Genomic DNA, 12,410 nt, shown 5'->3' with positions numbered 1-12,410 from the left:
CAATGATTAAATAGAAAATTCAATAATAACTATATAAGATTAAAAAGCGATAATGCCAGTTTCAGACTAAGTAACACTTATTTGGAAACAGTCAGATCTGCTTCCCTGGAACCAGCAGAGCATTAGTAAACAATTTACTGAATTAAAAGTAAAAGTATCCGGCTTAATTAAAAAATAACATGATAATGACACCAATTACAACTCTACAGCGTAATAAAATATCCGGCCAATGATAATAATGTGATTAGCTGGTATACAGACATCACTATATTCCTTTGTATTAAAGGCATGCAAACGTATTTCTTCGTAGGGCATTGAATATAGTTTCCTGATGCGATACTGGTGATTTTGTTTAATCAGATATAAATTACCATCAATAATATTGGTGCGGTTTAAATCTACTGCAAAAATAGTACCGTAAGGAATAATAGGTTCCATACTATTATCATTTACCGAAAAGCACACCACCATTTGCGGATTGATTTTTTTACGCTCCAGAAGCTCAGTTCTTAAACTGATTCCTTTACCGTGCTGAATATGCAGTTGGTTTGACTGCACACTGCCGGCCTGTTCTATTGAAGAATAAAATGGAACAAGCGTTTGATCCTGATTTTCTGCAATAATATTTACTTCTGCAGCCAATGTTGTGGTTGTTGCCGGAAAAGGGCTACCACGGCCTTCACGTAACCAGGATAAACTGACACCCAGTATATTGGCCAGTATATCCAGATTTTTCGGTTCGTAATGACCATTCTCCCATTTAAATACGGCAGTTTTAGAAACCCCCATTCTATCAGCCACCTGTTGCTGTGACAGAGCCACATGCTTGCGCGCCTGTTTAATCCGATCGCTTAACATCAGTTATCTCCTGACTCAAATACAGAATGATGTTAACGTAAATCGTGTTATGTTTTGTTTATACGAATAATCATTTTTAATATATAAAATATGGAAATTTATCCAAAAAAAGTTAATATTATTTACCCTATATAAATTTTCCAATAATATTAATATGATAATTCATCATAAACTTTAATTAATATCATATTACATTAACAATTTGACTTTTAAAATTTTCAGTTTAACGTCATTTTTACATATTTTTTACACAAAAGTTTGATATAAATCTTATTGCGACATTGTATGTTTGCATTCAAAGCATCAGATATTTACCTATTAGATATTAAATATATCCGAATTTTGCCGGATAAATAATCTGAAACGACGAATAAATTTAATAAATATTATCTACGAGTTAATATATGACAAAACAATAAAAGCCTGAATATCAGGCTGGTACCAGACAGAATATTAATTCTGTCTGCTTATTTTCAATAGATTAAACTATTATTGAATGCGGTTTTAAGCAACAGAAACAATCATACCGGCTGCAACAGTATGGTTGGTGGCTTCATCAATCAGAATAAAGGCTCCGGCAGCGGGATTATCCTCATAAGTCGTTGCTACCACGGGTTTCTGAATACTAAGCTGTACACGGCCAATATCGTTTAGCTGCAGGCTGTCGCTGTCTTCGCGATGGTTCAGGCTTTGAACATCCAGCAGATAATCAACCTGTCTGATTTTGGCGTATACCGTCTGAGTAGTATGCTTGAACCAGTAGCGTCGGGCTGAGTTTAAGGGTTTGCTGTCGAACCAGCACACGGAAGCACTGATGGTTTTCACTGGCTGTAATGCACTATCTGCTGCCACCAAACTGTCGCCCCGAGAAACATCAACATCATCTGCCAGTACCACAGTCAGCACAGCTCCTGACTGTGCCTGCTCCACCTGACCATCAGGCGTATAAATGGCCGCTATGGCACTGGTCTGCCCTGCCGGTTCAATACGTATACGGTCGCCCACTTTCAGGGTACCTTGTTCCAGACGTCCCTGATAACCGCGAAAATCATCTGCGCTGCTGCCATCCAGCCGGGCAACCCGCTGAACAGGGAATAATGCAGGAGCAGACAGTAACTGGCTGCTGCGATTGGCAGCGGGCAGGCTTTCCAGCAAAGGCAACAGAGGCTGTCCCTGATACCATGGCATATGCGCACTGGCAGTCACTATATTATCACCATTCAAAGCTGATATGGGTACGTAGCTGATATTGTGTAAATCCAGAGCAATAGCCAGTTCAGCATAGGCACGCTTAATGGCATTAAATTTTTCTTCACTGTAATCGAGTAAATCCAGTTTGTTTACTGCCACAATGATATGCGGCGTACCCAGCAGTTTCAGAATCGCGCTATGGCGGCGGGTTTGCGGCAGTAAGGCTGGTGTATGTTCAGTGTAATCCAGCCGGGTGGCATCTATAAGAATAATAGCTGCATCAGCAGTAGATGCACCTGTAACCATATTGCGTGTGTACTGCTCATGTCCCGGCGTATCAGCAATAATAAATTTACGCGCCGGCGTGGCAAAATAACGATAGGCTACATCTATAGTAATACCCTGTTCACGCTCAGCGGCAAGTCCGTCAGTTAGCTGAGCAAAATCAGGAATGCCGTCGGCGGTACGTTTGTGCTTGCCGTGATACAGCGAAGCAACCTGATCAGCCAGTAAGGACTGACTGTCAAACAGCAGTCGTCCTATCAGCGTGGATTTACCATCATCTACGCTGCCGGCAGTAATAAAACGCAATACAGAATCAGTACTCATCGGTGTCTCACTTTTTTAAGGTTGCCGCCTGTGCCAGCATCTGTTGCAGGCTGTCCCGGGCAGGTTCCAGTTTTCTGAAGCCGTCTTCTGCCATCAGATGGCCGCCATCAGGGATATACTGAATACTGCTATGCAAGGCATGGGCAATATCGTTACTGGCTGCTTCGGGAACATATGGGTCATTAGTTGAAATAATGCTGTGAACCGGCATACTGATTTGCTGCAATACTGCAAAATCCGGCTGACTGACATCGATATAACCATCCAGTATTTGTAGCCTGGGCAGGTGTGCGGCAAATCCGGCAACCAGAATCAGACCGCCCAGCCGTGCAGGTTTATGCCGGCTGAGAAATTGCAGCAATGTAATAACGCCAAGACTATGACCAATCAGAAAAGTCTGTTCATCCGGCTGCCCGATAAGCTTATCCAGTGCCTGCTGCCATTGCGCTGCCTGCGGATAATCCGGCTGAGGCATAAGCGGTACGGTTACTTCTGCACCGGTTGTCCGGATCTGCGCAGCCAGCCAGTCGAACCAGTTATCCTGCGGACTGCTCTGAAAACCATGCACAATAAATATTCTGGCCGGTAATACCGTTTGTTTTTCTGTCATCAGAAATAACCTGCTTTCTTGCGCTCTTCCATCGCCGCTTCCGATACCTGATCATCCATACGGGTAGCATTACGTTCGGAAATCGTAGTTTGTGCGGTTTCAGCAATAATTTCTGCTGCTGTACTGGCTGTGCTGGCTACCGGACAGGTACAGGAAATATCACCAACAGTCCGGAAACGCACACTGCGCACAATACTGACTTCACCTTCTTTTTTCGGTGTCAGCTCTGTTACCGGTACCAGCATATCGTTGCGCTCAACAACTTCTCGCTGATGTGCATAGTAAATCTCCGGCAAAGCAAGCTGTTCACGCGCGATATATTGCCAGATATCCAGCTCTGTCCAGTTGGAAATCGGAAAAACCCGCATATTTTCACCCGGATGCAGACGTGTATTGTACAAATCCCATAATTCGGGCCGCTGGTTTTTCGGATCCCACTGACCAAATTCATCCCGAAAAGAAAAAATCCGTTCTTTAGCCCGGGCTTTTTCCTCATCCCGTCTGGCGCCGCCCATTAATGCATCAAAACCATTGGCTTCAATTGTTTCCAGCAGAGTGACGGCCTGTGCGGCATTCCGTGAATCAGTAGCCCGGCGCAGAGTCACACTGCCGCGGCGAATCGACTCTTCTACACTGCCGACGACCAGACGTGCACCAAGGCGGCGTACGACTTCATCACGGAAAGCAATAACTTCCGGATAGTTGTGTCCGGTATCTATATGCACCAGTGTCAATGGCAGTTGCAGGCTGTGCCCCGGAATCTGAAAAGCCTTTACAGCCAGAGACAGCAGCACCACTGAATCCTTGCCGCCGGAAAACAGTAATGCCGGATTGCGTGCTTCGGCCACTACTTCGCGGATAATATAAATAGATTCAGCTTCCAGCCAGTCCAGATGTTTGTCTTGAATACTCATGATATTCCCGTTACGGGCACAGACCATTCTGTCTGCAACCCTGAGTTGATTTCAGCTTATTTATGTAAACCACATTCTTTACTGTCCTGACTTTCCCACCACCAGCGTCCGGCACGAATGTCTTCACCTGCTTTTACTGGGCGGGTACAGGGCTCACAGCCGATACTGGGATAACCCTGCTGATAAAGGGCATTAACCGGTAACTGCTGCTGCCGGGCATATGCCCATATTTCAGTTTCCAGCCATTCAGCCAGAGGATTATATTTAGCCATGCCGTGCACCTGATCCTGCTCTGCCAGAGCCAGAGCCGTACGTGTTGCCGACTGCTCACGCCTTTGTCCGGTTATCCAGGCATCAGCCTGACTCAGAGCACGACCAAGCGGTTCGATTTTGCGGATATGACAGCATTCACGCCTCAGTGCAACACTGTCATAAAAAGCCAGTTTGCCGTGAGTGGCGATATATGCATTAACAGCGTGTTCATCTGGCCGGTATTCCGCAATATGAATACCCCAGTGCTGACGCACTGCCCCGAGCAAGCTCAGTGTTTCACTGTTCAATGCACCAGTATTAAGCGTAAATACTTCAATAGGCAGCTGTTCGCGGGCAATCACATCAGTAATGACCATGTCTTCAACCGCCAGACTGGAAGCAAATTTAACATGGTGATGCTTCTGTGCAATCTGCTGCAAGCGTGTTGTCAGCTCGGTCGTCAGAGCCGGCAGGCGGCCGGTGGCAGCCGCATCATGCGGAGGAGTCCACAAACGGGGACGCAACATGGTTATCACTATCCTGAATGCACAAATTATTAATGACAGTAATTGTTTAACCGGATTACTGTCTGAATAGCACAAATAGTAACAAGTGCAGCCGGCATGGAGGAAAGAATAAAAATTTCTTTCTTTATAACCAAACTTCCGGTCACTGATGCTGCTGTTACAGATATAACTGCCAACGCTTTGGTTAGAAAAAATGCTTCTTTTTCATCCGGGCACCGGCGCTTATAAGATAGCGTATAAACAACAACGACAAGTCAGCATGAATCACTACCCGATTTTTACCCAACTACACCAGCGTAAGGTATTACTGGTGGGTGGCGGCCACGTAGCCGAACGCAAAGCCGGTGCTTTATTAGAGGCTGGTGCGCATCTGCTGGTCGTCGCACAGCAGACTACAGCCAGATTTAAAGAATGGTTTGACCGGCAACAGGCTGAACATATAAGTACCGAATTCAGCCCTGATTTATTAAACGGTATTTTTCTGGTGATTGCCGCAACCAGCGATCATGCGCTTAACCGGCGTATTTTTCAGGCAGCCGAAGCAGCAGCTACTTTCTGCAACAGCGTAGACCAGCCTGATTGCTGCTCATTTATTGTACCGGCACTGATTGACCGCAATCCGATACAGGTAGCGGTAAGCAGCGGAGGTCATGCACCTGTGCTGGCACGGCTGATTCGTCAGCAAATTGAATTATTACTGCCCTTTTCTATCGGACGGGCAGCGGCGATAGCCGGACGCTGGCGCAAACGAGTCAAAGCCACGCTGCACAACATGAGCGAACGCAGGCGTTTCTGGGAATATCTGTTTGAACACAGCCGTTTTAACCAGTATATTGCCCGTGGTAATGAATCTGCAGCAGAAACACTGCTGCAACAACAACTGACGCAGCATCAGCCTTTGCCACAGGGCGAAGTTACTCTGGTCGGAGCTGGTCCGGGCGATGCCGGCCTGCTGACCCTGCATGCTTTACAGGCGATACAGACAGCAGATGTGGTGTTATATGATGCACTGGTTTCAGCAGAAGTACTGGATCTGGTCAGGCGTGATGCATTAAAAATCAGTGTAGGCAAACGTTGCGGACACCATCAGGTACAGCAACAGCAAACCAATGAATTACTGGTACAGTGGGCGCAGCAGGGAAAACGCGTTGTGCGTCTGAAAGGCGGTGATCCGTTTATATTCGGTCGTGGCGGAGAGGAATGTGCCATATTGCAGGCTGCTGAGATTCCGTTTCGGATTATTCCGGGTATCAGTGCCGGTCTGGGGGCAACTGCCTATGCCGGTATTCCGCTAACCCATCGTGATTATGCTCAGAGTGTATTATTTATTACCGGCCATCAGCAGCTGGCCGACCAGCCTTATGGCTGGCAGACACTCGCCCGTAACCGGCAGACACTGGTTATTTACATGGGTACGCTGAAAGCGGCTGAAATCAGCAGACAACTCATTAACCACGGACGTGCTGCCGATACACCGGTTGCGATTATCTCTCATGGTACAATGTCCAGCCAGAGTGTCTTAACCGGCAGACTGCATCAGCTGGCCGATCTGGCTCAACAGGCTGATACACCAGCTCTGATGGTTATCGGTGAAGTAGTACAGTTACGGGAGCAACTGGCATGGTTTAACCAGACGGATAACCAATCTGTTGCCAGTGAAGCTGCTGCATAGAAATTAATCATTTCTCCGGCTGAAAAAACAACACGTTTGCAAACGTGTTGTTTTTTCATTCAGGCAAGTATCAGTCTGCCTGCGCTGCGGTCTGGGCATAATTAGCCAGACCAACTTCTTCAATCAGGTCTAGCTGTGTTCCCAGCCAGTCCAGATACTCTTCATTTACCGCTTTTTGCTGTTCAAGCAAATCACGGGAGACAAAATCCAGCTGGTTTTCACATACTGCAATGGCATCAGCCAGTGCCACATGTTTTGCCTGTTCTGCCTGCTGGTCACATTGCAGAATTTCGATGATATTTTCGCCAACCAGAATTTTGCCGTATTCCTGTAAATTTGGCAGTCCTTCCAGCAGCAGAATACGTTCAATCAGTGCATCCGCACTTTTCATATCGCGAATCGAATGTTTGTATAATGCCTCACCCAGTTCGGCAAAACCCCAGTTACGTAATATCCGTGCATGTAAAAAATACTGATTGATAGATACCAGCAACAGACCCAGATTTTTATTCAATGCCTGTAAGGCCAGACGATCACCCTGCATATCTTTCTCCTTACAGCTGGCTTTGCAGATAATTCGGCAAACCCATTATTTCAATCTGGCGTAACTGTTGCTCCAACCAGTGGGCATGGTCTTCTTCAGTATCTTTCAGCTGTGTCACCAGAAACTGCCGGGTGACATAGTCCTGTTCCTGCTCACACAGCTTAATTGCATCTTTCAGATTCTGGCGTACACAAAGCTCTGTTGCCAGATCATTTTCAAGCATACTAATCACATCAGTACCGACATTAATCGCATCCGGTACCATTTCCGGTTTGCCATTGAGCATCAGAATACGGTGAATAAACTGGTGAGCATGATCGGTTTCTTCCTGCATCTCATGGTCTATACGCTGAAAAAGCTTCATATAGCCCATATCTTCATACATGCGTGAATGCGCAAAATACTGGTCACGTGCGGCCAGCTCTCCTGCCAGTAACCGGTTTAAACAATCCAGTACAACTTTTTTGCCTTCCATGTCTGTTTCCTTTTTGCTCAAAACTCTTCTGCTAATCCGTCCAGACAGGCATGCTCAATCACTAAACAGTCGTCAACAAACCGCCCTGACTCATTTGCCGTCATAGCCTGAACGCCATTCATAGAATTTTGTTTATTAATTTATCGTTGCCGGTATCATCAGCAGATTAGGCGATGCACTGACATCGCGCAGTCATTTATATGGGGAAAAATATTCTAAAATAATATCTTTTCTGTCTTGGGTTGCAGACTATTACTAGCCCGCAACCCGACTCCCCTCTAAATAATTGTATTAATAAAGCAATAAATTCTGCCTAATCATTAATACAACCATTTAGGGTTATCATAACATTAAATTAAATAACTATTTTTAATCTAAATAAGACTAATTTTCATAATAATTTGATAAAATATTCTCAATTTAACAAAATATTAAATAAAAACATAGCTTTACAACAATAATAGTTCTCACCATCTATTAAGCTGTTGAAAACTACCTGTAATAGCCATTTAATTTATAAAATATTTATATAATTTAACTTATTTTCACTATTTATTTTTATTTTTACAGCAACATACCCATAATTTTATCAGTTAGTTATCCGTGTAAAACATAATTATTCGCATTTATTATCGGAGCAGAATATACCAATAAAATAAATACTGCTTAGTATCAAAAATTATGAGAATAAAATAGTTTGCCTGAAAGAGAGGCAATGTCCAGAACTTCAATATTGAAACAATTATTTAATACAATGCAAATACAGTCAATTAGTAGTTATTTACAGATACAGGGTAATACCTCTGACCAAAATACAAGAATCATACCGGATGGCTTTTGAGAATGATGACTACAGCCTGTCAAATAAATACTGGCTGCTCAGAAGAAAGCAGAAAATCCGTTTGTAAGTAACAAAAAATCCGTACCGGAATTTAAGTTCTCCGGCTGATAAACAATCAGAGCGGAAAAAAATTTCAGTACGGATTAATACAGATTACGGTTTAAAGTACTGGCTTACAGCACAATACCACCAGTTACTCCGTATACCTGTGCTGTCACATAGCTGGATTCTTCAGACATTAAGAAAACATAGGTAGATGCTAGTTCGGCAGGCTGTCCGGCACGACCAAGTACTGATTCACTCTGACCGAATTTCGGAATAGCTTCAGGAGGCTGACCACCGGTAATTTCCAGTGCAGTCCAGATTGGACCCGGAGCCACAGAATTAACCCGGATACCTTTGGCGGCAACCTGTTTGGCCAACGCCTGAGTAAAAGCCACAATTCCGGCTTTAGTAGTGGCATAGTCGACCAGATTCGGGCTAGGCTGATATGCCTGTACAGAGCTGGTAGTCACAATAGTGGCACCGGCAGGCAAGTGCGGCATAGCAGTCTGAATCACCCAGAACAGGGAAAAAATATTCACTTCAAAAGTCTTTTTCAACTGTTCGGTGCTGATATCACAGAAACGCTCTACCGCAGTCTGTTTACCAGCCACTAAAGTCAGGCCATCCAGGCCGCCCAGCTCGGTACGTGCTTTTTCAACCAGCTGTTTGCAAAAATGCTCGTCACTCAAATCACCGGGTATGCACACCACCTTACGGCCGGCTTCCTGTGCCAGAGCAGCAACCTGTTTGGCATCCTCTTCTTCAGCAGGCAAATAATTAATGGCCAGATCAGCACCTTCGCGTGCATAAGCGATAGCAGCAGCACGACCAATACCTGAATCGGCACCAGTTACCAGAATTTTACGGCCGTGCAAACGACCATGACCTTCATAGCTTCTTTCACCGCAATCCGGCACCGGATCCATTCTGCTCTGCAAGCCCGGTGCAGGCTGATGCTGTTTAGAAAAATCCTGATGGTAGTACTTGGTTCTTGGATCTTGTAAACCTTCTTGATGCTTCATAATACATCTCCTTGTTTAACAATGCTTTATCCAAAATGGAACAGCTGAACCATCATACGACAGATTAGTACACAACAAAGAAAAGTATCTGTAATTTATGTCAATATTCTAGTTAAAGTTTATTAATCTCAATGGCTTAAAAAAACAATAATCAAACAATGACATCAAGCAGCCATCCGGACAGATTTCAGAATCGGTAAGTATACGAAACACCGGCAATATGCGCATTCGAGCGATAATCGGCTTCACCGCGCACATTGCTTGATACATGTGTTCCTTCATCCTGCTGATTCATATGTGTATGCTGAATATGCAGATAAGCATACGATACCGCTACCGTATTCTTTTTATCCACATCATACTTAAATCCGGCACCAAACAGCCAGCGGTTACCATCAGGAATAGTAGACAGACGCGAAGAAGCACTGCGTACTGGCGACTGGTCATAATTCACGCCGAAACGCCACTGCAAATGCGAATTCTGCTGATAGGAAGCACCCACGCCAACCGCATAAGTATCACGCCAGTTTGTGGCAATATGAGTGGTATTCGAAGTAGCACCATGTACCGGATCAATTGCCTTATCATTCTCAAATTTAATATCCAGAGCATGCAGACGTGAAGAACGCGTCCAGCTCACATTACTGAAAACATTCCACTGCGGATTGACCTTCCACATACCGTGTACAGATACTACTTCCGGCGTAGTAATCTGTACCTGTGCACCTTCCAGAGCCTTAAAGCCAAACTGCTCAAACAGCGGAGCATAGTTTTCTGCAAATTTGCCCATAGGTTTCCAGCGCGCAGTACCGTGCAAATGCTGATTAATCTTCGAACGATAGCTCACACCTACCCGGACATCATCATTAATGTCCCATAACCAGCCGGCATTAAAACCATAGCCCCAGTCATTACCCTTGACTGTTGCGCGTGCATCAAATGCGCCCGGAGCTTTCTGATGTAATACAGATTGCGGTATTCCCGACTGTGCACTGCCTACCGGCGTAAAATCCGCATATTTCTGTACTTCTGCATGCAGGTATTGCGCAATCAGCCCCACACCCAGTGAATGTCTGTCATTAATTTTATAGGCAACAGCCGGATTAATATTCAATGCCTTTACGTTGGTTTTATTTACGTTATAGCGCAATACCGAATCAGAACTGTCATTGGTTCTGGCCGCATACGGAATATATACCCCAAGTCCCATACCCCATCTGTCGTTCAGGCGATGGGAAAAATACAGCTGCGGCACCAATTGCGCAGTATTGGCAATATTGCCATGCTCAGGTCCCTGTACAGCCGCACCGTCTGAAAATGTCCCACTGGCATTACTGTATTTAATATCGGGCTTAATCACAAACAGATTAGTATCAAGCTGGGTGCCATCCAGATACGTCAATCCGGCAGGATTATTGACAATTGTTGCCGCATCGGCCGCTTCAGCAGCAGCTGCATTACCGGTTCCAACAGCTGTTACCGACTGTAATCCCAAATGATATCCTGAAGCATATACAGGAGAAACAACTACCGCAGTACTGATTAACACCGCACTTATTTTCATCACAACTGGCAAATGTCTTGTCATTGTGTTTTTTCTCAAACGCATAAAATAAAAAAAGACCTTAATTAAAGGTCAGAAAATAAATAAAAATATTCAGTAAAATTTCAAATTAGCAAAATTTGAGTGTTTATTCTAACTTAAAAAGATAAATAATGCTGATAGATAATCTTTACAATTATTCAAATAGATTAAATTTTTTATAATTGAATACAAGTAATTTTCATTCAAATTGCATAAAAAATGCAAATAAAAATTATTATTTTTCAAAGATATAATATTACCGATATCAGAGATATGCACAGATTAAAACCGGTCAGACAAACAAGAGAACTAAATGCATAATAAATTAAATAACAACAAAATTGTATTATTCAGAATGAATTTGAAACATATTTGCCCGATATCATGTTCAGTTTGCTTATACATGACTGACCATTATTTCTGGCTGGTAAGCAAACCACAGATAAACAGATAACTAATGATTACCTGAAAATGAATACCGGGCATTTCGCAGTGCCTCACACTAGCGCATCATTATTCCGCCATCAATATTTGCCCGATTTTGCAATTATTAATTATTTTTTATATAGCAGTTTCAGCATTTATTAGCAAAAATATCCGGCTACCAGCCATTTACAGTGACCAGTGCCAGTGGTTACACTGTCGTATTATTGATTTCCACGGCTGCATAACAATGTTTCAACGTTTGAAACGTACCTGGCCACTATTACTGTTATGGCTGGATCTGATTTACAGTTTCATACTGAATATTGTTGCCAGTATTTCAATGGAACAGACGCCAGTACCACGCAACAGTTTACCGGTATCACCAGACATTGCCTTTAGCTGGTTACAGGTAATCGCCAACGGCGGTATGGTATTCATTCTCAGCCTGGCTTTTCGTACACTGCTACAGTTAAACCGCGCAGTACAGCAACAGCAGATATGGCCGCTGACATTGCTCAGAACAGCTGCGCTGCTGATTGTACTGGCGTTTAGTTTACCTGCATGGTGGCAATGGTCATGGGCATTATGGTCACTTGCACACGGACAGCTGGTTATAGACTGGCATAATCTGTATTACCTCATCGTTTCCATACTGTTACTTTATCCTGCCCCTCTGTGTCTGCGTTTACTCTGGATCCGCAGCCGGCAGCAGCACAGCAAAGCTGACTCCGGCAGCTCTGCTGAATCTGAAAACACCCAGCCACCAACCTGATTATTCACTACCGTCTTAAGCAAATACTGGCTGCAGACCAAATAGGGTAAAATATGCGCCGGAAATA

11 protein-coding genes are annotated in these 12,410 nt (G+C 44.1%); 2 read left to right on the top strand and 9 right to left on the bottom strand.

The window, feature by feature from the left end; translation table 11 throughout:
- Positions 1 to 195: 195 nt before the first annotated feature.
- The 5 genes from H3T75_RS06440 to H3T75_RS06420 form a co-directional block, all read right to left on the bottom strand.
- Complete coding sequence (locus tag H3T75_RS06440; RefSeq protein WP_198211336.1) at positions 196 to 858, bottom strand: S24 family peptidase; 663 nt, start codon at positions 856 to 858, stop codon at positions 196 to 198.
- A 504-nt stretch (positions 859 to 1,362) separates the two neighbouring features.
- Complete coding sequence (locus tag H3T75_RS06435) at positions 1,363 to 2,658, bottom strand: sulfate adenylyltransferase subunit 1 (protein ID WP_025331752.1); 1,296 nt, start codon at positions 2,656 to 2,658, stop codon at positions 1,363 to 1,365.
- 7 nt (positions 2,659 to 2,665) lie between these two features.
- Positions 2,666 to 3,268 carry an alpha/beta hydrolase gene (locus H3T75_RS06430; protein ID WP_198211335.1) on the bottom strand — a complete coding sequence of 201 codons (603 nt, stop codon included), beginning with the start codon at positions 3,266 to 3,268 and terminating at the stop codon, positions 2,666 to 2,668.
- Complete coding sequence (gene cysD / locus H3T75_RS06425; RefSeq protein WP_078475255.1) at positions 3,268 to 4,182, bottom strand: sulfate adenylyltransferase subunit CysD; 915 nt, start codon at positions 4,180 to 4,182, stop codon at positions 3,268 to 3,270. Before cysD ends, H3T75_RS06430 begins: the two co-directional genes overlap by 1 nt.
- Before the next feature lie 56 nt (positions 4,183 to 4,238).
- The gene (locus H3T75_RS06420; protein WP_198211394.1) at positions 4,239 to 4,967 is read right to left on the bottom strand and encodes a phosphoadenylyl-sulfate reductase; all 729 of its coding nucleotides are present in this window, start codon (positions 4,965 to 4,967) and stop codon (positions 4,239 to 4,241) included.
- Between the two features lie 253 nt (positions 4,968 to 5,220).
- Here H3T75_RS06420 and cysG point away from each other — a divergent pair, with 253 nt between their 5' ends.
- Positions 5,221 to 6,633: a siroheme synthase CysG gene (gene cysG / locus H3T75_RS06415; RefSeq protein ID WP_198211393.1), complete on the top strand. Its 1,413-nt coding sequence runs from the start codon at positions 5,221 to 5,223 to the stop codon at positions 6,631 to 6,633.
- Positions 6,634 to 6,703: 70 nt separating this feature from the next.
- Here cysG and bfr (H3T75_RS06410) read toward each other — a convergent pair whose 3' ends face one another.
- The 4 genes from bfr (H3T75_RS06410) to H3T75_RS06395 form a co-directional block, all read right to left on the bottom strand.
- Complete coding sequence (gene bfr / locus H3T75_RS06410) at positions 6,704 to 7,177, bottom strand: bacterioferritin (RefSeq protein WP_041880283.1); 474 nt, start codon at positions 7,175 to 7,177, stop codon at positions 6,704 to 6,706.
- Between the two features lie 10 nt (positions 7,178 to 7,187).
- Positions 7,188 to 7,652, bottom strand: coding sequence for a bacterioferritin (gene bfr / locus H3T75_RS06405; RefSeq protein ID WP_025331758.1), 465 nt, complete (start codon positions 7,650 to 7,652; stop codon positions 7,188 to 7,190).
- Between the two features lie 1,014 nt (positions 7,653 to 8,666).
- Positions 8,667 to 9,560: an SDR family oxidoreductase gene (locus H3T75_RS06400; RefSeq protein ID WP_041880285.1), complete on the bottom strand. Its 894-nt coding sequence runs from the start codon at positions 9,558 to 9,560 to the stop codon at positions 8,667 to 8,669.
- Between the two features lie 187 nt (positions 9,561 to 9,747).
- Positions 9,748 to 11,148 (bottom strand): OmpP1/FadL family transporter, encoded by a 1,401-nt coding sequence (locus H3T75_RS06395; RefSeq protein WP_198211334.1) that lies wholly within the window; start codon positions 11,146 to 11,148, stop codon positions 9,748 to 9,750.
- Between the two features lie 670 nt (positions 11,149 to 11,818).
- On the opposite strand from H3T75_RS06395, the gene H3T75_RS06390 reads away from it, so the two are divergent.
- Positions 11,819 to 12,343, top strand: coding sequence for a hypothetical protein (locus tag H3T75_RS06390; RefSeq protein WP_198211333.1), 525 nt, complete (start codon positions 11,819 to 11,821; stop codon positions 12,341 to 12,343).
- The last annotated feature ends 67 nt before the right edge of the window (positions 12,344 to 12,410 follow it).

This window comes from Snodgrassella sp. W8135 (genome assembly GCF_016101225.1).
In the GTDB taxonomy this organism is placed as follows: Bacteria; Pseudomonadota; Gammaproteobacteria; order Burkholderiales; family Neisseriaceae; genus Snodgrassella; species Snodgrassella alvi.
Note: the sequence above shows the minus strand (reverse complement) of the source record. Positions and strands in the feature narration are given on the sequence as shown.

Coding starts and splice junctions, on each gene's coding strand:
- H3T75_RS06430 (WP_198211335.1), bottom strand. CDS start 3,268: ATGACAGAAAAACAAACGGTATTACCGGCCAGAATATTTATTGTGCAT.
- H3T75_RS06435 (WP_025331752.1), bottom strand. CDS start 2,658: ATGAGTACTGATTCTGTATTGCGTTTTATTACTGCCGGCAGCGTAGAT.
- bfr (WP_025331758.1), bottom strand. CDS start 7,652: ATGGAAGGCAAAAAAGTTGTACTGGATTGTTTAAACCGGTTACTGGCA.
- H3T75_RS06390 (WP_198211333.1), top strand. CDS start 11,819: ATGTTTCAACGTTTGAAACGTACCTGGCCACTATTACTGTTATGGCTG.
- H3T75_RS06400 (WP_041880285.1), bottom strand. CDS start 9,560: ATGAAGCATCAAGAAGGTTTACAAGATCCAAGAACCAAGTACTACCAT.
- cysD (WP_078475255.1), bottom strand. CDS start 4,182: ATGAGTATTCAAGACAAACATCTGGACTGGCTGGAAGCTGAATCTATT.
- H3T75_RS06440 (WP_198211336.1), bottom strand. CDS start 858: ATGTTAAGCGATCGGATTAAACAGGCGCGCAAGCATGTGGCTCTGTCA.
- cysG (WP_198211393.1), top strand. CDS start 5,221: ATGAATCACTACCCGATTTTTACCCAACTACACCAGCGTAAGGTATTA.
- H3T75_RS06395 (WP_198211334.1), bottom strand. CDS start 11,148: ATGACAAGACATTTGCCAGTTGTGATGAAAATAAGTGCGGTGTTAATC.
- bfr (WP_041880283.1), bottom strand. CDS start 7,177: ATGCAGGGTGATCGTCTGGCCTTACAGGCATTGAATAAAAATCTGGGT.